We start from the raw sequence: 20,275 nt of genomic DNA, 5'->3' as shown, positions 1-20,275 counted from the left end.
AGGCATGAACGCGGTGCTCAACTCACCTTCTGCAACGCAGCCCCGGTTTGGCGAATCGCCAACGGCGGGCACCCTTTCGGCAGCCGCTGCGGCCGCCAATGCCGCTGCGGCCAGCTTTGCCGCGCTGACGGACAGCCTGGACTACCTGGACGCCGGCAGCATCGAACAGGTGCGCCAGGCCTACCGGTTCGCGGACGAGGCCCATCTGGGCCAGTTGCGCAACAGCGGCGAGCCCTACATCACCCACCCCATCGCCGTGGCGGCCCAGTGCGCCACCTGGAAGCTCGATGCGCAGGCGCTGATGGCGGCCCTGCTCCACGATGCCATGGAAGATTGCGGCGTCACCAAGGCCGACCTGATCGACCGCTTTGGGGCCCCCGTGGCCGAGCTGGTGGACGGCCTGACCAAGCTCGACAAGCTGCAGTTCAACACCCGCGAGGAAAACCAGGCGGAGTCCTTCCGCAAGATGCTGCTGGCGATGGCGCGCGACGTGCGGGTCATCCTGATCAAGCTGGCGGACCGCACCCACAACATGCGCACGCTGTCCGACATGCCGCGCAGCAAATGGGGCCGCATCTCATCCGAAACGCTGGAGATCTACGCCCCCATCGCCCACCGCCTGGGGCTCAACCAGACCTACCGTGAATTGCAGGACCTGGCATTCCGGCATCTCCATCCGTGGCGGTATGCCACGCTGTCCAAGGCCGTCAACAAATCGCGCAACCGCCGGCGCGACCTGGTGCAGAAGGTGCAGGCCGAGGTGGATACCGCCTTCTCGAAAATCGGCATGAAGGTTCGCCTGGCAGGCCGGGAAAAGACCTTGTACGCCATCTACCAGAAGATGGACCTCAAGCACCTGAGCTTTGCCCAGGTCACGGACATCTACGGCTTCCGGGTGATCGTGCCCACGGTAACGGACTGCTACACCGCATTGGGCGTGCTGCACCAGATGTACAAGCCCGTGCCCGGCAAGTTCAAGGACCATATCGCGATCGCCAAGCTCAACGGCTACCAGTCGCTGCACACCACCCTTGTCGGCCCTTCGGGCGTGAACATCGAGTTCCAGATGCGCACGGACGAAATGCACGTGATCGCCGAGGCCGGCGTGGCGGCGCATTGGCTGTACAAGGCACAGGATGGCGACGGCACCTCTGCCGAACGCCTGGGCACCAAATGGCTGCAATCGCTGCTCGACATACAGAACGAAACCCGCGATGCCGCCGAGTTCTGGGACCACGTGAAGGTGGACCTGTTCCCCGACGCTGTGTACGTGTTCACCCCCAAGAGCCAGATCATGGCCCTGCCCCGCGGCGCGACGGTGGTGGACTTTGCCTACGCCATCCACAGCAACGTGGGCGACCGCACCACCGCCGCCAAGATCAACAACGAGCAGGTGCCGCTGCGCACCGAGCTCAAGAACGGCGACGTGGTGGAAATCATCACCGCGCCCGTCTCCACCCCCAATCCGGCCTGGCTGGGCTTTGTGCGCACCGGCCGGGCGCGCTCCAAGATCCGGCACTATCTGAAAACCCTGGCGCAGACCGAATCGGAAGGGCTGGGGGAAAAGCTGCTGACACAGGCCATCCGCGCCGAAGGCCTTGAGCAACTGCCACCGCTGGACGCGGAAACCCAGCCGATGTGGGAGAAGCTGCTGCGCTTCACCGGCAACCGCACCCGCAGCGAACTGATGACGGACCTGGGCCTTGGCAAGCGCATTGCCAGCATCGTCGCAAAACGGCTCATGGTGCTGATGTCCGAGCATGGCCACCGCCCCGACGCGCTGCTCATGACCCGCGAGCGCTATACCTCGCATGAAACGCTGTCCCAGGGGGCCGTCACGCTCGACGGCAGCGAAAACGCGTCGGTGCAATACGCCACCTGCTGCAGGCCCGTGCCCGGCGACAGCATCGTCGGCTATCTCGGCCGGGGCGAAGGGCTGGTCGTCCACAACGTGCACTGCACGGTGGCCAAGCGCCTGCAGCACAAGGACAGCGAACGCTTCATCGCGGTGGATTGGTCCGACGAGCCCACCCGCATGTTTGAAACAGGGGTCGTGGTCACCGTCACCAACGGCAAGGGTGTCCTGGCCCGCGTGGCCGCGGAACTGGCAAATTCAGAAGCGGATATCACCCATGTCGACATGGATGACGAGGCCGCGCTCGACACCACCGACCTGCGGTTTATCGTTGCCGTGCGCGACCAGGCACACCTGGAACTGGCGCTGAAAAACCTGCGCCGCACCCAGGCAGTCATTCGCGCCGCCAGGATCACGCCACAGGCGTAGGAAATCCAGCTGGCCTGGAGGCCCCACCAGCCACTCGGCTTCGGCTGAGTTGCTGCGCGGTTGGCTGCTACCCGGCTCGCGGCGGGTATCTCACCTCCACCACCTCCAGATTGCGGACACCGCCCGGCGTGGGCAGTTGCACCTCGTCACCGACACGGGCCTTGAGCAATGCGCGGGCGACCGGAGAAATCCAGCTCACCTGCGACTCGTGGCTGTCCGCCTCATCGATGCCCATGATGGTGATGGTGCGCTCCACGGCCTCATCATCCACATAGGTCACCGTGGCCCCGAAAAACACCTGGTCACTTCCAGCGTGAAGGCTGGGGTCCACCACTTCAGCAATTTCCAGCCGCTGGGTCAGGAACCGGATGCGCCGGTCGATTTCGCGCAGACGCTTCTTGCCATACAGGTAGTCGCCGTTTTCGGAGCGATCGCCGTTGCTGGCGGCCCAATGCACGACGTCCACGATCTTGGGACGCTCGTTGTCGATCAGGTCAAGCAGCTCATCCCGCAGGCGGGCATAGCCAGCGGGAGTGATGTAGTTCTTGCCACCCGCAGGCAGCGGAGGCAGCGCCAATTCATCTTCGTCGCCACCGTCGGTTTCTTTGGTAAAAGCCTTGCTCATAGCCACATCTCCCGATCAGCGCAAAGCGCTCTGGACAAATGAAAAAGCCTGCAATCTTTCGATTGCAGGCTTTAAACATTGGTGCGGCTGGCAGGAATCGAACCCACGACCCCTTGGTTCGTAGCCAAGTACTCTATCCAGCTGAGCTACAGCCGCTAAGCTTTGAATTATAGCATGATTTCTTGGCGACCCTTGAAATCATATTTTTCTGCTTGTTCCTGCCTTGAAGGCAAACTCAATCAGACACTCAACTCAACGCAAGCCAGGATTGTAATGCACTCCAGAGACTCCAAAGAGAAAAGGAGTGCACTGCGACAAGAAAAATGGCTGCAATCGCGATGATCGCCCGTGCAAGCGATGGGTGGTAGGGCGTGTTGGACTTGAACCAACGACCAAAGGATTATGAGTCCTCTGCTCTAACCAACTGAGCTAACGCCCCAAGCCATGCTCCAGCGCCATACAACGGGGCAAGCGCCGTATTGTAGGGGCTTTACTTGCGATGGCTGAGTGCGTTGGACACGAGCTTGGACGTGATGTCCACGATCTGGATCATCCGGTCATAGGGCATGCGCGTAGGGCCGATCACCCCCAGCGTGCCCACGACCTTGCCGTCCACTTCGTACGGCGAACTGACAATGGACAGCTCTTCAAAGGGCACCACATGGCTTTCGCCGCCGATGTAGATGCGCACACCTTCTGCCTGGCTGGAGATATCCAGCAACCGCAGTATCTGGGTCTTTTGCTCGAACAGATCGAAGGCCCGTCGCAGGTTTCCCATGTCGCTGGAAAAATCGCTGACAGCCAGCAGGTTGCGCTCGCCCGAAATAACAACCTCGTCCTGCGCCTCCGACAGGGCCTCGGAACCCACGTTGACGGCCGCCTGCATGAGGGAGGCGATCTCGCCGCGCAGCACATCCACTTCGGACTTCAGGCGCTCGCGCACCTGCTCCATCGCGAGCCCCGCGTAGTGCGCGTTGAGGAAGTTGGAGGCTTCAATGAGCTGCGATTGCGAGTAGTCCGCCTCGGTGAAGATGACGCGGTTCTGAACGTCCCCCTCGGGAGAAACGATGATGACCAGAAACCGGCGCTCGGAAAGCCGCAGGAATTCGATGTGGCGAAATACCGAAGTGCGCCGTGGCGCCATGACCACCCCGACGAACTGCGAGAGGTTTGACAACAACTGCGCCGCGTTCGCAATCACCTTCTGGGGCTGCTCCGGCGCAAGCTGTGGAGGTGTCAGCGGATCCCTTTGCACCGTCAGCATGGTGTCTACAAAGAGCCGGTAGCCACGTGCCGTGGGAATGCGGCCTGCCGAAGTGTGGGGGCTTGCAATCAGCCCCAGTTCCTCCAGATCCGCCATGACATTGCGGATGGTGGCTGGCGAGAGATCGAGCCCGGACGCGCGCGACAAGGTCCTCGATCCAACGGGCTGGCCATCGGCGATATAGCGCTCGACCAGCGCTTTGAGCAACAACTTGGCACGGTCATCGAGCATGGAATGATTTTAATGATGTAATTTCGCGATGACGTCCAATTTCCGCCATGTTGCGCTCATCGGCAAGTACCAGGCTTCATCGGCAGGCTCCATGGGCGACAGCTCTCGCCAAGCCTTGGAAGACATCGCCCATTTTCTGGAGCGCCAAGGCTGTGAAGTGATGCTGGAGGCTGAAACCGCCAGCAACACCGGGCTGACACACTACCCAGCCTTGAATGTAGACCAGATAGGCTGCCAGTGCGACCTGGGCCTCGTGGTCGGAGGCGATGGCACCATGCTCGGCATAGGCCGCAGGCTTGCCCGGTTTGGCACCCCCCTGATCGGCATCAACCAGGGGCGCCTGGGCTTCATCACGGACATTCCGTTTGACACGTACCAAGCCACCCTGCTGCCCATGCTGCAGGGCGAGTACGAGGAAGACCTGCGGCCGCTCATGCACGCCACGGTGGTGCGGGATGAGCGGATTGTCTTTGAGGCCCTCGCGATGAACGATGTGGTGGTGAACCGGGGCGCCACGTCGGGCATGGTGGAGCTGCGTGTCGAGGTGGGCGGCCGCCTGGTGGCGAACCAGCGCGCAGACGGCCTCATCATTGCTTCGCCGACGGGGTCCACGGCCTACTCGCTTTCCGCCGGAGGGCCGATGCTGCACCCCTCCATTCCAGGATGGGTGCTCGTGCCCATTGCCCCCCACACGCTGTCCAACCGCCCCATCGTCCTGTCGGATGCCACCGAAGTGGCGGTCGAGGTGGTCAGCGGAAGGGATGTCAGCGCCAATTTCGACATGCAGTCCCTGGCCTCTCTGCTGCACGGGGACCGCATCCTGGTCAAACGGTCGGAGCATTGCGTGCGGTTCCTTCACCCCCTGGGCTGGAACTACTTTGCCACGCTGCGCAAGAAACTACGTTGGAACGAAGGAGGTTCCTGACCATGGCGCTCAGGCGGATCACCCTGCGTGATTTTGTGATCGTTCAGGCGCTGGAGCTTGAACTGGGCTCCGGCTTCACCGTGCTGACCGGAGAAACCGGCGCCGGCAAGTCGATCCTGATTGATGCCCTGCAATTGGTGCTGGGCTCCCGTTCGGATGCGGGCGTGGTTCGCGAGGGCGCAAACAAGGCCGACCTGTGTGCGGAATTCGACTGCCCGGCCCATGTTCACCCCTGGCTGGAGGAAGCGGGCTTCGACATCGATGACCTGCTGCTCTTGCGCCGCACCGTGGACGCGCAGGGTAAAAGCCGGGCATGGATCAATGGAACGCCCGCCACTGCGGCGCAACTGCGGATGCTGGGCAACAGCCTCCTGGACATTCATGGCCAGCATGCGTGGCAGAGCCTCACGCGGCCTGACTCCGTGCGCGGGCTGCTCGACGCATTTGCAGGAGTGCGCACCGCAGACACCACCGCACGCTGGGCCCAATGGCGTGCGGACCAGAAGGCCCTGCAACAGGCGCGCCAGGCGCAGGCCACGCTGCAGCAGGAACGTGAGCGCCTGCAGTGGCAGATCAGCGAGGTGGACAAGCTGGCCCCCGCCAATGGCGAATGGGAAGAGCTCGACGCCCAGCACAAGCGCCTCTCGCACGCGCAGGCCCTGTTGGAAGGCGCGGAGGGCGCGATCCAGACCCTGCAGGACGACGAGGTCGGGGCGCTCGCCGGGCTCTCGCGCGCGCACGCCCTCCTGCAAAGCCAGGAACATATTGAGCCCGAGTTCGCCAATCTTGCGGACATCCTCTCCTCCAGCCTCGCGCAGGCGAGCGATGTCGTGCACTCGCTGCAGCTGTACCTGAGGCATGCGGAGATCGACCCACAGCGCCTGGCAGAACTCGACGCGCGCATATCGCTCTGGATGACTCTGGCGCGCAGGTACAAGCGCACTCCCGCAGAGCTGCCTGCCCTGCTCGCAGGCTGGAAGGAAGACATGCGCCGCCTGGATGCGGCCACCGATCTGGAGCAGTTGCAGGCCGCGGAAGCCTCCAGCGCCAAGGCCTACCAGGCATCGGCGCGGTCTCTGTCACTGGGCCGCGCAAAGGCAGCTCCCCGGCTGTCCCAGGCCATCACGCTGGCCATGCAGGGCCTTGGCATGGAAGGAGGGAAATTCGAGGTGTCCGTCACCAAAGCGCAGGAGCCTTCAGCCCATGGCATCGACGACGTCGTCTTCCTCGTGGCCGGCCATCCCGGCATGACCCCCAAACCCATCGGCAAAGTGGCGTCGGGGGGCGAGCTGTCGCGCATCTCCCTTGCCATCTCGGTGACGACCAGCGAATTGGGCATGGCGCCCACGCTCATCTTTGACGAAGTGGACTCCGGTGTCGGCGGTGCGGTGGCCGAAACCGTGGGACGCCTCATGCAGCAGCTGGGCAGCAACCGGCAGGTGCTCGCAGTCACCCATCTGCCCCAGGTGGCAGCCTGCGCCCACCATCACCTGAAGGTTTCCAAGCGCAAGAGCCCACAAGGCACCACCAGCACAGTCCTGGCGGTTCAGGAGGAGCAACGTGTCGCGGAGATCGCCCGCATGCTGGGAGGGGAACGCTCCACGGGCACGACACTCGCCCACGCACGAGAAATGCTGGATATCGCTGCCGCAACTTCGGAAGGAAACGGCTGATGGCGCTCGAAATCGTCCTCATCACCGGCATGTCGGGCTCCGGAAAATCCGTGGCGCTGCATGCCCTGGAAGACGCTGGGTACTACTGCGTGGACAACCTGCCGCCCGAACTGTTGCCGGCCTTCGTGGCACTGGAGCACCGCCACCACGGGAACCGCGTTGCCATCGCAATGGACGTCCGCAGCGCCACATCCTTGCACCAGGTGCCGCAGGAGCTCCATAGGCTCAGGAGCCAGGGTGTGCTGGTGCAATCCATTTTTCTGGATGCAACGATCGACACCCTGGTGCGGCGCTTTTCGGAAACACGGCGACGCCACCCACTGTCGCACGACGACCTCCAGCAGGGGCGCAAGGCGCTGGTGCAGATCATCGAACTGGAGCGCGAGCTGCTGGCCGAGCTACGAGAGCAGTCGCATGTGATCGACACGAGCACGATACGGGCCTCGCAACTGCAAAGCTACGTCAAGAGCTTGATCGTCACGGCCCGGGGGCAGATGACCCTGGTGTTTCAATCCTTTGCGTTCAAGCGCGGCATACCGATGGACGCGGACTACGTCTTCGATGTTCGGATGCTGCCCAATCCGCACTATGAGCCCTCATTGCGTGATCTGACCGGGCTGGACGAGCCTGTTGCCCACTTCCTGCGCCAGCAGCCCGACGTCTCGTTGATGCAGGCGCACATCGAGCAGTTCCTTGCGCACTGGCTGGAAATGCTTGACCGCAACCACCGCAGCTACGTTACCGTGGCCATAGGCTGCACCGGTGGCCAGCACCGCTCGGTCTATCTGGTGGAGCGCCTCGCCGAGGTTCTGAACAGCCGCTGGACCGCACTGAAGAGGCACCGGGAACTGGATGGGCGGTAAGGCGCGGTACCGCGCACACCCCCACCCCCATCACCAAAGCTGCGCCTGCGTCGAATCAAGCAGCTTGCGGATAGGCGCCGGCAGGCCGATGGAGTGCCATTCGTCGGCACCAAACCACCCGCCGTCTTCCGTGGGACGCTCTGCAATGTCCCCCGCGACCAGAACGGGATGAAGATGCAGATCCCTGTGCGTCAGCACGTGAAGAAACGGCTGCAGCTCATTGCAGGAAATGCGGGACGCATCGCCCAAAGACGCGACACAGCCCATGAGAGAGGCACCGTCGGCAAATACCGGAACGCAGTGCATTCCCGCCCAGATGCCAGCCGCCGGACGACGCTGCAACCAAACCCGGCCCCCGGGATTTCGAAGCACGAGCAGTTGCCAGGATTCTGAACGGCGCACCAGCCTGCGCGTCTTGACGGGATAACGCTCCGCGTCGCCGGCCCTGGACGCTGCGCAGCCGCTTGCCAGGGGGCACTGCCCGCAGCGCGGCATTTTTGGAGTACAGACCGAGGCGCCCAGATCCATGAGCCCCTGCGTGTAGCGGGGCATGGCAGCATGCAGATTTTTCCTGGGGAGCAGTGCCTGCGCCTCCTCCCACAACAGACGTTCATTTCCTGCCGACGCCAGGTCCTTGTCGAACCCCAGCAGGCGCGTGAGCACCCTGCGGACATTGGCATCCAGAATGGGGACTCGCTCAGAAAAACAGAAGGCTGCGATCGCTCCCGCCGTGGACCGGCCAATCCCCGGCAAAGTCGCCAGCACCGCGGCAGTGTCGGGAAATACGCCCCCATGTTCGGCGACCACCTGCTGGGCGCAGCGATGCAGGTTGCGGGCACGGGTGTAGTAGCCCAGCCCGCTCCACAGCCCCATCACTTCGTCCTGCCCGGCCTGCGCCAGCGCCCTCACATCGGGGAAACGCGCAAGAAAGCGCGCGTAGTAGTCGAGAACCGTGGCAACCTGGGTTTGCTGCAGCATGATTTCCGACAGCCAGACCCTATACGGATCACGTGTTTGCTGCCAGGGCAGATGGTTGCGCCCGTGCGTCGACTGCCACGCGACCACGCGCTCCGCCACGCTCCCGTGCTCTGTGGCGCTCATGCCGAGACAGGATGGCTGCTGTCGGTGGTCGCGGATTCCAGTCCCGGCAGGGCAATGAGCTTCGCGGTCAGTTCCTGCAGCCTGTGCTCCAGCTGAACCAGCTCGTCCTCGCTCGACTCTATTTCCGCGATGCGCTCCACCAAGCCACTGGCCGCATGCTGTATGCGATCGACGGCTTCGATGCGGCGCGCAAAACTGCGGCGACGTTCACGCAATTGGGCATCCAGCTGGGCGGTGGCGGATTTGCTCCACAGTTCCAGATCGTTCGCTGCGGACTCGTACACGGTACGCAGCCGCATGGCCAAGGCCCGCACCAGGCGTTCCGCGAACTCGGGCTGTGCCAGCTTCAGCGCATTGCCCATGCCGAGGTACTGCAGATGGCTTTGTTCGATCTGGTTCAGATCGTGCGTGAAATGCTCCAGCTGGGGGGCTGAAGGCACTTGAAGGGAAAAACCGAACTCGGCATTGAGTTGCCTGAACGTTCCACCCAGCATGGCCTGGATCTCGGTGCCCGATGCCTGTGCCTTGTCCAGCGTGCCGCGCAGTTTGTCGAAGGTCTGGACATAAATTTTCTTGACCCCCAGCTTGAGCCCCTTCTGTTGCAGCGTCTGCGCCAGTTCAGAGAGTTCCGCCTTGAGCGCCTTGGCGCCCAGTTGCTGGAACACGTCACGGAGAAGCTTGAGGTGAACAGCGCGCACCGCCTGTATCTTGGTCGTGCTCAGGTCGAATTCGCGCTGCTCCTGCTCGACGCGGTGGCGCATCGATTCGATCACCGATGCGTTCTTGCCACGGAGGCTGCGCAACTCGGCCATCTGGTCGTCGAGATCGCGGCGCCGGATATTGATGACGCGGGAGGTTTCAGTGCGCAGGCTGGCGACGCCATTGGCCACCGCCGCCCGCAAAATCGACTGACGCCGGCCCATGATGCCCTTGGCCAGAGCCTCTTCCAACACCGGCAGTCCGCTGGTTTCCAGCAGCAGATCGTCGGCGGTGATCTTGGCGACCAGGCCTTTCTGCGCGGACACCGGGACCACCCTCTCCAGGGGAACCCCCAGCATTTCCGCGGAAGTGCTGCACTGGCGCTCCATCTGCGCCTGCACCTGTTCGGCCGAGTTGAGCGTGTCCCACAGCGTATCGATCTTGTTCAACACCACCAGCCGGGCATCCATGCTGTCCGCTGAAATGGCCAGATGCTCGCGCCAGATGGACAGGTCGGAACGGGTCACGCCGGTGTCGGCACTCAGGATGAAAACGACCGCATGTGCCTGCGGGATGAGATTGACCGTGAGTTCGGGCTCCGCGCCCACGGCGTTCAGCCCTGGGGTATCGAGGATCACCAGCCCCTGCTTGAGCAAGGGGTGCGGAATATTGATGATGGCGTGGCGCCACATGGGCACTTCCACGAGCCCCTGGGCGTCGGGCACGGGGTTCTCATCGGTCAGGTCATCGTGCCAGAAGCCCAGTGCGCGCGCGTTGTCCAGGCTGACCTTGCGCACTTCGGCGACTTTCTCGAGCGCCTTGGCAATCTGGTCTGCGTTGCCGACGTCCAGAGGAATCTCCTGCCAGCGATCCGTTTTGACCCTCCACTCGGCCAGGCTCTGCATCTGCAGGCGGGTTTCAATCGGCAGCAACCGAAGGCTGGGCGCCACGCTGGCGTCGTAGCCGAGTTCCGTGGGGCACATGGTGGTGCGCCCCGCACTCGCAGGCATGATGCGGCGTCCATAGTCGGCAAAGAAGATCGCGTTGATCAACTCGGATTTGCCGCGCGAGAACTCGGCAACGAACGCCACCATGACCTTGTCGCTGCGAACCTGCTCCTCCAGACGGTGCAGCCGTTCCTGCACGGCAGCGTCCATGAGCTCGTGCGAAGACATCCACTCGGCCAGCCGCTTGAGTTGCTGGGCGAACTCACGCCGCCAGACGCCGTGCTGGTCGAACTGCTCGTTGAATGAAGGTCCCACTGTGCTCCCAGAGATCTATGTATGGCCTACAAGGCAGGCATATACACAAAATATAGCATCGACGGCCCACGGGCTGTCATTTGGGCCAGGCCGCGCCCCCGCTCGCCTCAGGGCCGCTGGCATGCCGGGCAAAAATAGCTGCTCCGCTGTCCTTGGCGCAGAACGCGTATCGGAGTGGCGCACACGTGGCACGGCGCTCCATCGCGCCCATAGACATTTGCCTGGGTCTGAAAGTGCCCTGCGGTGCCATCCGCATTGGAAAAGTCGCGCAATGTACTGCCCCCCAGCTCCACCGCCCGCGCAAGCACCACGCGAATGGCTTCATGCAGTTTCCGCACCCGTGCGGGCCCAATGCGCGAAGCACTCGTGGTCGGCCGGATGCCGGCCAGGAAAAGCACTTCCGAGGCATAGATGTTGCCGACCCCCACCACAAGCCGGCCGGCCAGGAGCAACTGCTTGATGGGCATCTGGCTCTTTTTCAGCCCCGACTGGAAGGCCGCGAGAGAAAACGCATCGGACAGCGGCTCCATGCCCAATCCCCCGAGCAACTTGGCAGCGACCGGGTCCTCCTCCCCCGTGGCGTAAACCACCGCACCGAACCGGCGGGGGTCATGCAGCCGCAGCGTTCCCTGGCTGGTCACCATGTCGAAGTGATCATGGACGCCCGCCGCAGGCAACCCTCGGGTGAACCGAAGGCTTCCGGACATCCCGAGGTGCAGGAGCAGGACCCCGCTGCTGGTATCGGCCAGCAGGTACTTGCCGCGACGGCGCAGGTCCACCACGTGCTGGCCTATCAGGGTCTGAGGGGGGCAACCCAGGGGCCAGCGCAGGGGTTTTCCCAGTGTGACGGCCTCGATGCGGGCGCCAGTGATGGCATCGGCCAAACTGCGGCGCGTCACTTCCACCTCGGGCAACTCAGGCATACGAAGACCCCGGCAATGGGTTAACAGGCATGGATTATTATGACCCGATGGTGCCATTTCACAGTTTTCGGATCGCCGCATTGACTACCGTTATAGCGGTAGCTGCCCACTCAGCATGGGCGCAACAGCCGGGGGGCGACGCCCCTCCCGCCACCGGCGAAGCCCCCGTGGCATCCAATCCGGCGCTGGATGCGGAATTGTTTTACGAGATTTTTCTGGGCGAGATCAGTGCTCGGACCGGTGACCCGGGTGCCGGCTACGCGTTCATGCTCGAGGCGGCACGCCGCAGCGCGGATGGACAGCTTTACCAGAGGGCAGCGGACATCGCACTGCAGTCGCGCTCGGGCGAATACGCGCTGGCAGCCGCCAAGGCGTGGAAGGAAGCACTGCCGCAGTCACGGGAAGCCAACCGCTATGTACTCCAGATTCTGGTTGCGCTGAACCGGATTGGCGAAACCCCCGATCTGCTGCGCCAGGAGCTTGCCCAGTCCCCGCCCCGCGCCAAGGCGTCCACGCTTTCCGCACTGCCCCAGATGTACGGACGCGCGAGTGACAAGGCACTGGCGGCCAAGGTGGTGGAAGCGGCCCTTGTCGACGAACTCGCGCACCCCGCCACCGGACCGGTGGCCTGGGTGTCCCTGGGGCGCCTGCGCATGGCGGCTGGCGACAAGCCGGGAGCGCTGGATGCTGCGCGCAGGGCGCAGGCCCTGGACAACGCCAACGAGGCTGCTGCCGTGCTGGCGCTCGAGCTGATGGAAGAGAACACCCCCGAGGCCGAGCCCTTGGTGACACAGGCACTCGCCAAGCAGCCGGTCCCCGAGCTCAGGATGGCGTATGCCCGGGTGCTTCTGGGCTTGCAGCGCTATCCGGACGCCAGCCATCAGCTGGAATTTGTCACCAGGGACAAGCCCGAACTGGTGGAAGCATGGCTGGTGCTCGCCACCTTGCAATTCCAGGACAACCGCCTGCCCGCGTCGGAGAGTTCGCTGCAGCGCTTCATGGAACTTGTGTCGGCCTCTCCGGATGCGGACGTGCGCCAGAAGGGGTTGACGCAAGCCTACTTGCTGTACGCGCAAATCGCAGAGAAGAAGCAGGATTTCGCGGCCGCCGAGGCATGGCTGGGACGCATCGACAACGTCGATGAAGTCTTCAGCGCGCAAAGCCGCCGCGCATCCCTGCTGGCGCGTCAGGGCAAGGTGGCCCAGGCGCGCGCGCTGCTGCGCAACCTGCCCGGTACGTCGGCCGAAGACAAGCGGATGAAGCTGCTGGCCGAAGTGCAATTGCTGCGCGACCTGCGACTGTACCGGGAGGCCTACGCGGTCCAGAGCGATCTCGTGGCGCTGGCGCCCGATGACGCGGAGCTGGTCTACGACCAGGCCATGCTGGCGGAGAAAGCGGGCCAACCCGAGACGATGGAACGGCTGCTGAGACAGGTCATCACGCAAAAGCCCCAATACCATCATGCGTACAACGCGCTCGGCTACTCCCTGGCGGAGCGAGGCTTGCGCCTGGACGAAGCCAAGCAGCTGATTCTCAAGGCCATGGAGTTCGCTCCGTCGGACCCCTTCATCACGGACAGCCTGGGCTGGGTGGAATTCCGGATGGGGAACAAGGCGGAAGCGCGGCGGCACCTGGAAACCGCGTACAAGGCGCGTCCGGACGTGGAAATCGCCGCGCACCTTGGCGAGGTGCTCTGGAGCCTGGGAGACAGGGAAGCGGCCGTCAGGGTCTGGAAGGAAGGCCAGCGCGCGAGCCCCGACAATGAGACCCTCAAGGAAACACTGGCGCGCCTCGGAGTCAGCCTTTGATGCGGGGCTGGCAAACGACACCGCTGCACCCCATGGTCGGCCTTGCAGGTCTGCGGCGTTTCGCCGTGTTGCTCGCATGGCTTGCCTGCGCGTTGTGGCTGGCCGGTTGTGCGCAGCCGATGCAAAAAACCGCTCCTGAAGAAGACGCATGGAGCGGTCGCCTGGCCCTGCAAGTCGATGGGCAGGCATCGCAGTCGTTTTCCGCCATGTTCGAGCTGCGCGGCAATGCCCAGAGCGGGGGGCTTGCATTGATAAGCCCCCTGGGCAGCCGCATCGCGCAGCTGGACTGGAAGGATGGGCACGCGCAGCTCGTCAGCGCGCAGGAGACCCGCACCTCCGATTCGCTGGATGCACTGCTGCAGGATGTGACCGGCACGCGCATCCCCGTCGCGGCCCTGTTTGGCTGGCTCAAGGGCGTGCAAGCCACGGTGCCAGGCTGGAGAGCGGACCTCTCCGCCCTGGAGCAGGGGCGGCTGGTCGCCCACCGGGACGACCCCGTGCCACAGGCCACCTTGCGCATCGCCCTGACCCGCTAGCCCGCATCCCCTCCTCGCGCACCGTTTGTTGCCATGCAAGCCCTTTATGACGTGCCTGCCCCGGCCAAGCTCAACCTTTTTCTGCACATCACAGGCCGACGCCCGGACGGGTACCACCTGCTGCAGTCGGTCTTCATGCTGGTCGACTGGTGCGACACGCTTCATTTCGAGCGCTGCGCGTCAGGCGAGATCACGCGTGAAGACATCGGCCCCGCATTGCCGGAGATAGACCTCACCATCAAGGCGGCGCGTGCCCTGCAGCAGGCCACGGGCTGCCGCCAGGGCGTGCGCATCGGCGTCTTGAAGAGCGTGCCTTCGCAAGCGGGCATGGGCGGCGGCTCGTCGGATGCCGCAACCACCTTGCTGGCTCTCAATCGGCTGTGGGGCCTGGACCTGCCGCGCACGGCACTCGAAAAGATCGGATTGACGCTGGGTGCCGACATTCCATTTTTTTTACGCGGCCACAACGCCTGGGTCGAAGGAATTGGTGAGACAATCACGCCGCTTGAGAAAGCACACCAACTGCCGCCAGCGCGCTTTGCCATCGTGAAGCCCGCAGCAGGCTTGGAGACAAAATCAATTTTTTCGTCACCAAGTTTGAAACGCGATTCAGATAGTGCTACAATCTTAGGCTTTGCTGCAGCACACTTTGACTTCGGTCGAAACGACTTGCAGCCCGTTGCCCAGGCGCTCTGCCCCGAAGTCACCGAAGCCATTGAATGGCTCAGGTCGCGAGGGTTGCAAGGCCGGATGACAGGCTCAGGCAGTGCGGTGTTTGCACAAATGTCACACGCAGTTGATTTGGACCGCGCCCCCGAGGGCTGGCAGGTCAAGGCATGTGAAAATCTGATGATCCATCCTCTGGCAGGCTGGGCATCAGACGAGAATTAAGGTTCGCTGCCTTCGGCAGTTGACCTGTGTAGGGGAGTCGCCAAGCTGGTTAAGGCACCGGATTTTGATTCCGGCATGCGAAGGTTCGAATCCTTCTTCCCCTGCCAAATTTCTTTTCGCGTACGGGCTTTTTTTTCAGACTGCTGGGACGCTCATGCAAGCCAACCACCCCGACTTCATGGTTTTCACCGGCAATGCCAATCCTGGCATGGCAGCTGAAATCGCCCAACACCTCGGCACCACCCTCGGTGCAGCCGACGTGGGTCGCTTCTCCGACGGCGAAGTCACCGTAGAAATCAAACAGAACGTGCGTGCACGGGATGTTTTCGTGGTGCAGTCCACCTGCGCGCCGACCAACGAAAACCTGATGGAACTGCTGATCATGGTCGATGCGCTCAAGCGCGCGTCGGCAGAGCGGATCAGCGCCGTGATCCCCTACTTCGGCTATGCCCGCCAGGATCGCCGCCCGCGTTCCACGCGCGTGCCGATCACCGCCAAGGTGGTGGCCAACATGCTGCAGGCCGTGGGCGTTGCCCGGGTCCTGACCATGGACCTGCATGCCGACCAGATCCAGGGTTTCTTCGATATCCCCGTGGACAACATCTACGCGTCGCCCGTGCTGCTGGGTGACCTGCGCCAGAAGAACTACGAAGACCTGATCGTGGTTTCGCCCGACGTGGGTGGCGTCGTGCGGGCGCGTGCGCTCGCCAAGCAGCTCAACTGCGACCTGGCCATCATCGACAAGCGCCGCCCCAAGGCCAACGTGTCGGAAGTCATGCACGTGATCGGCGAGATCGAAGGCCGCAACTGCGTGATCATGGACGACATGATCGATACCGCCGGCACGCTGGTGAAGGCGGCCGAAGTGCTCAAGGAGCGTGGCGCCAAGAAGGTGTACGCCTACTGCACGCACCCCATTTTTTCGGGTCCTGCCATCGAACGCATCGCCAAGGGTTCCGCCCTCGACGAAGTGGTGGTGACCAACACCATCCCCTTGAGCGACAACGCCCGGGGATGCACCAAGATTCGCCAGCTCTCCGTGGCACCGCTGATCGCAGAGACGATACAGCGCATTGCCAAGGGTGAGTCGGTGATGAGTCTGTTCTCGGACCAGGACAACCTGTTCTGACGCGCTTCCCACGGGAGCGTTGCGGACCGGATTGCGTGCAGGCCTCCTTCGGGAGGCTTGCCTGTTCGAGGGCATTGCATGGGCCTGCCGCCAGGAATGGCACCGCAGGCTTTTTTCAACAGGGCAAGACTGGTCGCGGTCTGTCCTTTTCAGGAGCTAGTTATGAACTTCGTCGCTTTTGAGCGCGCCAAGCAAGGTACGGGTGCGAGCCGCCGTCTGCGCAATTCGGGCAAGACGCCTGGCATCGTCTACGGTGGCACCACTGAACCCCAACTCATCGAGGTGGACCACAACGCACTGTGGCACGCCCTCAAGAAGGAAGCTTTCCACTCCAGCGTGCTGGACATGGAAGTGGCCGGCACGACCTCCAAGGTCCTGCTGCGCGACGTGCAATACCACCCCTACAAGCAGCTCGTCCTGCACATCGACTTCCAGCGCGTGGACGAAAAGACCAAGCTGCACATGAAGGTGCCACTGCACTACAGCGGCGCTGAAGAGTCCAACGCCGTCAAGGTCGACAAGTGCATGGTCAACCCGATCGTGAACGAACTGGACGTGACCTGCATGCCTTCGGACCTGCCAGAGTTCATCGCTGTGGACCTGTCCAAGCTGGAAAAGGGCGCATCCCTGCACCTGAAGGACATCAAGCTGCCCAAGGGCGTGGTGGCCAAGGTCCGTGGTGGCCAGAACAACAACCCCGTTCTGGTGTCCGTGGTGCCTCCGGTCGTGGTCGTCGAGACCCCTGCCGAAGCAGCCCCCGCGGCCGACGCCAAGGGCAAGGGCAAGGGCAAGAAGTAATCAGCCGTCCTTCACGGACGACCCTTTGCTTCTTCCCCAAGGCCAGCGCGCTCCGGCGACGCTGGCCACCGAAACGGCCCACCCTGCGTGGGCCGTTTTCATTGGAAGACGCGGCCTGGCGGACCCCGTCCCGCCGCCGGGCGAGCCCCCCTTCCCCGGCGGAGCCGCTCCGCACCCCTTGCAGTTCGCACCACCGCCGCACACGGATAATCCCGCCCATGATCAAGCTGTTTGTAGGCCTTGGAAACCCCGGGCCAGACTACGAGGCCACCCGCCACAACGCCGGTTTCTGGTGGATCGATGCCCTGGCGCGGGAGCTCAAGGCCACGCTGGTGCCCGAGCGCAGCTACCACGGGCTGGTCGCGCGCACCACGGTGCATGGACAGAGCGTGTGGCTGCTGGAGCCGCAGACCTTCATGAACCTCTCGGGCAAGTCCGTCGCTTCGCTGGCGCGCTTCTTCAAGATCCAGCCCGAAGAAATCCTGGTGGTGCATGACGAACTGGACATTCCGCCCGGCCAGGTCAAGCTCAAGCGCGGCGGAAGCCATGCCGGGCACAACGGGCTGCGCGACATCCACGGCCAGCTGGGCTCGCCCGACTACTGGCGCCTGCGCGTGGGCATCGGCCATCCGGGCGTGAAAAGTGAAGTCGCCAACTGGGTGCTCAAAAAACCCTCGCCCGACCAGCGTACGCTGATCGAGGACAGCATCGCCCATTCCCTGAAGGCCTACCCGGCCATGCTGGCGGGGGAGATGGACAAGGCCACCTTGCTCATCCACACCACCAAGCCGCCACGCCCCAAGCCACCCCGCCCCGCGGAAGACTGACCCCCTGGCGGCGTGGCCCTGCCCACAGGGCATGGCAGTCATTGCTATTTATTTCATAGCAATCTACGCCTGATACACAAGCGCTTACCGCCTCCAAGGCTTGAAATCAGGCCGGCGGCGCAGCCTGCAGCCGCTGGAATTTCTGCCACAGGGTTTCCCGGTTCTCCACGTGCTGCGGGTTCACGGGGATGCACGCGACGGGGCAGACCTGCACACACTGGGGCTCATCGAAGTGCCCCACGCATTCGGTGCATTTGCTCGGGTCGATCTCGTAGATCTCCTGCCCCAGGTAGATCGCCTGGTTGGGGCATTCGGGCTCGCAGACATCGCAGTTGATGCACTCGTCGGTGATCATCAGCGCCATGCGGCCTCCCTGGGCATGGAGCCGGAAGCAGGGGCCAGAAGGTACGCAGCGCAGTTCATGCTCCGTATTATCCCGCGATGGTGGCATGTGCCTTGCATGCGACACTGCAACCCACCACCGCCGACGGGGATGTTTTTACCGTTATGCTGTGTATACACATTAATTTGACGCACTCGCGCCTTCCTCCTTTTTCCTGACGCCACCCTCCCATGGGCCTGTTTTTCCTCAAGCGATTCATCACCCTCCTGGCCACGCTGATCGGTGCTTCGGTCGTGGTGTTCCTGGTGCTAGAGATCCTGCCGGGCAACGCCGCCCAGATCCTGATGGGCCCCGACGCCTCTCCCGATGCCGTGGCCGCGCTGGCGGCCAAGCTGGGGCTGGATCAGCCCGCCGGCCTGCGCTACTGGAACTGGGTCAGCGGCCTGGTGGTGGGCAACATGGGCGACAGCTATGCCTACAGCTCCCCGGTTCTTGATCTGGTGCTGGAGCGCCTGGCCCTGACCGTGCCGCTGGCCCTCATGGCCATGGTCATCACCACGGTGCTGGCGCTCGCGGCGGGTGTCTACGCCGCCGCGCGCCATAACAAGCTCGGCGACGTGGGCGTGATGGGGCTGGCGCAGATCGGCATCGCCATTCCCAACTTCTGGTTCGCCATCCTGCTGATCCTGCTGTTCTCGGTGAAGCTGCAATGGTTTTCCGCCGGCGGCTTCCCCGGCTGGACGGAGGACGCCGGCGGCGGCCCGCTGGAAGCTCTCAAGGCGCTGCTGCTGCCGGCCATCGCGCTGGCCGTGGTGCAGGCGGCCATCCTCGCACGCATCACGCGCTCGGCCGTGCTGGAGGTGCTGCGCGAAGACTTCGTGCGCACCGCGCGCGCCAAGGGCCTGTCGCAGCGCGCCGCGCTCTGGGGCCACGTGCTGCGCAACGCCATGATCCCCGTGGTCACCGTCATGGGCCTGCAGTTCGCCAACCTGCTGGCCGGCACCATCGTGGTGGAGAACGTGTTCTACCTGCCAGGCCTGGGGCGCCTGATCTTCCAGTCGATTTCCAACCGCGACCTGATCGTGGTGCGCAACTGCGTGATGCTGCTCGCGGCCATGGTGGTGATCGTGAACTTCGTGGTGGACATCCTCTACGCCGTGATCGACCCCCGCGTGAAGGCTTCCGACATCTGATTCCCATGAGCGCCGCCGTGTCCACCCCCTCCTCTTCCACGCCCTCCGCCCCCGGCTGGCTGCACCGCGCCCTGCGCCACCGCAGTTTTGTCATTGGTGCTGTGTTGTCAGCGCTGCTGATCCTTGCTGCGCTGCTCTCCTTCGTCTGGACGCCCTGGTCGCCCTACGAGATGGACTTGGCCAACAAGCTGGCGAGTCCATCCGGCACCCACTGGCTGGGCACCGATGCCTTCGGGCGCGATGTCGCGTCGCTGCTGCTGGTGGGCGCGCGCAACTCCATCCTGGTGGGCGTGATCGCCGTGGGCATCGGCCTGACCATCGGCACGGCCCTGGGCCTGCTGGCCGCCGCCAAGCGCGGCTGGGTGGAAGAACTGATCATGCGGCTGGCGGACTTCACGTTCGCGTTCCCCGCCATCCTCTCGGCCATCATGATGACGGCGGTGTTCGGGGCGGGCATCGTCAATTCCATCATCGCCATCGGCATCTTCAACATCCCCACCTTCGCGCGCGTCACGCGCGCCTCGGCCAACGCCGTGTGGTCGCGCGAGTACATCATGGCCTCGCGCGCCTGCGGCAAGGGCGGCTGGCGCATCACCCTCGAGCATGTGCTGCCCAACATCCTGTCGGTGCTCATCGTGCAGGCCACCATCCAGTTCGCCATCGCCATCCTGGCGGAAGCCGCCCTCTCCTACCTGGGCCTGGGCACGCAGCCACCCCAGCCTTCGTGGGGCCGCATGCTCAGCGAGGCACAGACCCTGATGTTCCAGGCGCCGCTGCTGGCCGTGTGGCCCGGCGTTGCCATCGCGCTGGCCGTGCTGGGCCTGAACCTGCTGGGCGACGGCCTGCGCGACCTGCTGGACCCCCGCCTTTCGCGCAAGCGCTGATCCCGCCAAGCAGACC

Annotated in this window: 18 protein-coding genes and 3 tRNA genes; 13 read left to right on the top strand and 8 right to left on the bottom strand. The window is 63.7% G+C overall.

Annotated elements, in window-relative coordinates; genetic code table 11:
• Nucleotides 1-4 precede the first annotated feature (4 nt).
• On the top strand, nucleotides 5-2,284 hold the full coding sequence (locus AC07PV_RS13785) for a RelA/SpoT family protein (RefSeq protein ID WP_218293539.1): 2,280 nt from the start codon (nucleotides 5-7) through the stop codon (nucleotides 2,282-2,284).
• 67 nt (nucleotides 2,285-2,351) lie between these two features.
• Here the strand turns inward: AC07PV_RS13785 and greB are convergent, their stop codons facing one another.
• The 4 genes from greB to hrcA all read right to left on the bottom strand — a co-directional run bounded on the left by greB (nucleotide 2,352) and on the right by hrcA (nucleotide 4,404).
• A complete protein-coding gene (gene greB, locus AC07PV_RS13780; protein WP_218341516.1) occupies nucleotides 2,352-2,909 on the bottom strand; it encodes a transcription elongation factor GreB in 558 nt (185 codons plus the stop codon).
• A 79-nt stretch (nucleotides 2,910-2,988) separates the two neighbouring features.
• A tRNA-Arg gene (locus AC07PV_RS13775) sits at nucleotides 2,989-3,065 on the bottom strand.
• A 206-nt stretch (nucleotides 3,066-3,271) separates the two neighbouring features.
• Nucleotides 3,272-3,348, bottom strand: a tRNA-Ile gene (locus AC07PV_RS13770).
• A gap of 51 nt (nucleotides 3,349-3,399) precedes the next feature.
• Nucleotides 3,400-4,404, bottom strand: a complete 1,005-nt coding sequence (gene hrcA, locus AC07PV_RS13765; protein ID WP_218341517.1) for a heat-inducible transcriptional repressor HrcA — start codon at nucleotides 4,402-4,404, stop codon at nucleotides 3,400-3,402.
• Between the two features lie 28 nt (nucleotides 4,405-4,432).
• On the opposite strand from hrcA, the gene AC07PV_RS13760 reads away from it, so the two are divergent.
• From AC07PV_RS13760 to rapZ, 3 genes are read left to right on the top strand one after another with little or no spacing between them, the layout of a single operon-like run.
• Nucleotides 4,433-5,329 (top strand): NAD kinase, encoded by an 897-nt coding sequence (locus AC07PV_RS13760; RefSeq protein WP_492244449.1) that lies wholly within the window; start codon nucleotides 4,433-4,435, stop codon nucleotides 5,327-5,329.
• Between the two features lie 2 nt (nucleotides 5,330-5,331).
• Nucleotides 5,332-7,002: a DNA repair protein RecN gene (recN, locus tag AC07PV_RS13755; protein ID WP_494630560.1), complete on the top strand. Its 1,671-nt coding sequence runs from the start codon at nucleotides 5,332-5,334 to the stop codon at nucleotides 7,000-7,002.
• Complete coding sequence (gene rapZ, locus AC07PV_RS13750) at nucleotides 7,002-7,865, top strand: RNase adapter RapZ (RefSeq protein ID WP_218293534.1); 864 nt, start codon at nucleotides 7,002-7,004, stop codon at nucleotides 7,863-7,865. Before recN ends, rapZ begins: the two co-directional genes overlap by 1 nt.
• A gap of 30 nt (nucleotides 7,866-7,895) precedes the next feature.
• Here rapZ and mutY read toward each other — a convergent pair whose 3' ends face one another.
• The 3 genes from mutY to mutM all read right to left on the bottom strand — a co-directional run bounded on the left by mutY (nucleotide 7,896) and on the right by mutM (nucleotide 11,850).
• Complete coding sequence (gene mutY / locus AC07PV_RS13745; RefSeq protein WP_369641685.1) at nucleotides 7,896-8,966, bottom strand: A/G-specific adenine glycosylase; 1,071 nt, start codon at nucleotides 8,964-8,966, stop codon at nucleotides 7,896-7,898.
• Entirely contained in the window at nucleotides 8,963-10,822 is a 1,860-nt protein-coding gene (locus AC07PV_RS13740) for a dynamin family protein (protein ID WP_255591738.1), read from the bottom strand. The genes mutY and AC07PV_RS13740 overlap by 4 nt, the downstream gene beginning before the upstream one ends.
• A 212-nt stretch (nucleotides 10,823-11,034) precedes the next feature.
• The gene (mutM, locus tag AC07PV_RS13735; RefSeq protein WP_492254713.1) at nucleotides 11,035-11,850 is read right to left on the bottom strand and encodes a bifunctional DNA-formamidopyrimidine glycosylase/DNA-(apurinic or apyrimidinic site) lyase; all 816 of its coding nucleotides are present in this window, start codon (nucleotides 11,848-11,850) and stop codon (nucleotides 11,035-11,037) included.
• Nucleotides 11,851-11,879: 29 nt separating this feature from the next.
• Between mutM and AC07PV_RS13730 the strand changes: the two genes are divergently transcribed.
• From AC07PV_RS13730 to pth, 7 genes are all read left to right on the top strand, one after another.
• Entirely contained in the window at nucleotides 11,880-13,658 is a 1,779-nt protein-coding gene (locus AC07PV_RS13730; protein ID WP_494630493.1) for a tetratricopeptide repeat protein, read from the top strand.
• Nucleotides 13,659-13,777: 119 nt separating this feature from the next.
• A complete protein-coding gene (locus AC07PV_RS13725) occupies nucleotides 13,778-14,194 on the top strand; it encodes a lipoprotein insertase outer membrane protein LolB (RefSeq protein WP_370628118.1) in 417 nt (138 codons plus the stop codon).
• Nucleotides 14,195-14,227: 33 nt separating this feature from the next.
• A complete protein-coding gene (gene ispE / locus AC07PV_RS13720) occupies nucleotides 14,228-15,085 on the top strand; it encodes a 4-(cytidine 5'-diphospho)-2-C-methyl-D-erythritol kinase (RefSeq protein WP_494630491.1) in 858 nt (285 codons plus the stop codon).
• 30 nt (nucleotides 15,086-15,115) lie between these two features.
• Nucleotides 15,116-15,192 (top strand) — tRNA-Gln (locus AC07PV_RS13715).
• Between the two features lie 47 nt (nucleotides 15,193-15,239).
• Nucleotides 15,240-16,214, top strand: coding sequence for a ribose-phosphate pyrophosphokinase (locus tag AC07PV_RS13710; protein WP_218293527.1), 975 nt, complete (start codon nucleotides 15,240-15,242; stop codon nucleotides 16,212-16,214).
• A 162-nt stretch (nucleotides 16,215-16,376) separates the two neighbouring features.
• Entirely contained in the window at nucleotides 16,377-17,012 is a 636-nt protein-coding gene (locus tag AC07PV_RS13705) for a 50S ribosomal protein L25/general stress protein Ctc (RefSeq protein ID WP_218293526.1), read from the top strand.
• A 218-nt stretch (nucleotides 17,013-17,230) separates the two neighbouring features.
• Entirely contained in the window at nucleotides 17,231-17,839 is a 609-nt protein-coding gene (gene pth / locus AC07PV_RS13700) for an aminoacyl-tRNA hydrolase (RefSeq protein ID WP_218293525.1), read from the top strand.
• Nucleotides 17,840-17,945: 106 nt separating this feature from the next.
• Here the strand turns inward: pth and AC07PV_RS13695 are convergent, their stop codons facing one another.
• Nucleotides 17,946-18,203, bottom strand: coding sequence for a YfhL family 4Fe-4S dicluster ferredoxin (locus AC07PV_RS13695; protein ID WP_218293524.1), 258 nt, complete (start codon nucleotides 18,201-18,203; stop codon nucleotides 17,946-17,948).
• A 209-nt stretch (nucleotides 18,204-18,412) separates the two neighbouring features.
• On the opposite strand from AC07PV_RS13695, the gene AC07PV_RS13690 reads away from it, so the two are divergent.
• Entirely contained in the window at nucleotides 18,413-19,375 is a 963-nt protein-coding gene (locus AC07PV_RS13690) for an ABC transporter permease (protein WP_218293523.1), read from the top strand.
• Between the two features lie 5 nt (nucleotides 19,376-19,380).
• The gene (locus AC07PV_RS13685; RefSeq protein ID WP_218293522.1) at nucleotides 19,381-20,259 is read left to right on the top strand and encodes an ABC transporter permease; all 879 of its coding nucleotides are present in this window, start codon (nucleotides 19,381-19,383) and stop codon (nucleotides 20,257-20,259) included.
• Nucleotides 20,260-20,275: the final 16 nt, after the last annotated feature.

It is taken from the genome of Acidovorax sp. GW821-FHT09A11 (assembly GCF_059418365.1).
The sequence above is the reverse complement of the archived record's forward strand: the minus strand, read 5'-3'. Positions and strand labels throughout refer to the sequence as shown.

Bases quoted from the DNA above. Each gene is read 5' to 3' on its own strand.
- mutY (WP_369641685.1), bottom strand. From the start codon at position 8,966: ATGAGCGCCACAGAGCACGGGAGCGTGGCGGAGCGCGTGGTCGCGTGG.
- ispE (WP_494630491.1), top strand. From the start codon at position 14,228: ATGCAAGCCCTTTATGACGTGCCTGCCCCGGCCAAGCTCAACCTTTTT.
- AC07PV_RS13725 (WP_370628118.1), top strand. From the start codon at position 13,778: ATGCAAAAAACCGCTCCTGAAGAAGACGCATGGAGCGGTCGCCTGGCC.
- AC07PV_RS13705 (WP_218293526.1), top strand. From the start codon at position 16,377: ATGAACTTCGTCGCTTTTGAGCGCGCCAAGCAAGGTACGGGTGCGAGC.
- AC07PV_RS13760 (WP_492244449.1), top strand. From the start codon at position 4,433: ATGACGTCCAATTTCCGCCATGTTGCGCTCATCGGCAAGTACCAGGCT.
- AC07PV_RS13785 (WP_218293539.1), top strand. From the start codon at position 5: ATGAACGCGGTGCTCAACTCACCTTCTGCAACGCAGCCCCGGTTTGGC.
- recN (WP_494630560.1), top strand. From the start codon at position 5,332: ATGGCGCTCAGGCGGATCACCCTGCGTGATTTTGTGATCGTTCAGGCG.
- AC07PV_RS13740 (WP_255591738.1), bottom strand. From the start codon at position 10,822: ATGGACGCTGCCGTGCAGGAACGGCTGCACCGTCTGGAGGAGCAGGTT.
- AC07PV_RS13690 (WP_218293523.1), top strand. From the start codon at position 18,413: ATGGGCCTGTTTTTCCTCAAGCGATTCATCACCCTCCTGGCCACGCTG.
- AC07PV_RS13710 (WP_218293527.1), top strand. From the start codon at position 15,240: ATGCAAGCCAACCACCCCGACTTCATGGTTTTCACCGGCAATGCCAAT.
- greB (WP_218341516.1), bottom strand. From the start codon at position 2,909: ATGAGCAAGGCTTTTACCAAAGAAACCGACGGTGGCGACGAAGATGAA.
- AC07PV_RS13685 (WP_218293522.1), top strand. From the start codon at position 19,381: ATGAGCGCCGCCGTGTCCACCCCCTCCTCTTCCACGCCCTCCGCCCCC.
- mutM (WP_492254713.1), bottom strand. From the start codon at position 11,850: ATGCCTGAGTTGCCCGAGGTGGAAGTGACGCGCCGCAGTTTGGCCGAT.
- AC07PV_RS13730 (WP_494630493.1), top strand. From the start codon at position 11,880: ATGGATTATTATGACCCGATGGTGCCATTTCACAGTTTTCGGATCGCC.
- pth (WP_218293525.1), top strand. From the start codon at position 17,231: ATGATCAAGCTGTTTGTAGGCCTTGGAAACCCCGGGCCAGACTACGAG.
- rapZ (WP_218293534.1), top strand. From the start codon at position 7,002: ATGGCGCTCGAAATCGTCCTCATCACCGGCATGTCGGGCTCCGGAAAA.
- AC07PV_RS13695 (WP_218293524.1), bottom strand. From the start codon at position 18,203: ATGGCGCTGATGATCACCGACGAGTGCATCAACTGCGATGTCTGCGAG.
- hrcA (WP_218341517.1), bottom strand. From the start codon at position 4,404: ATGCTCGATGACCGTGCCAAGTTGTTGCTCAAAGCGCTGGTCGAGCGC.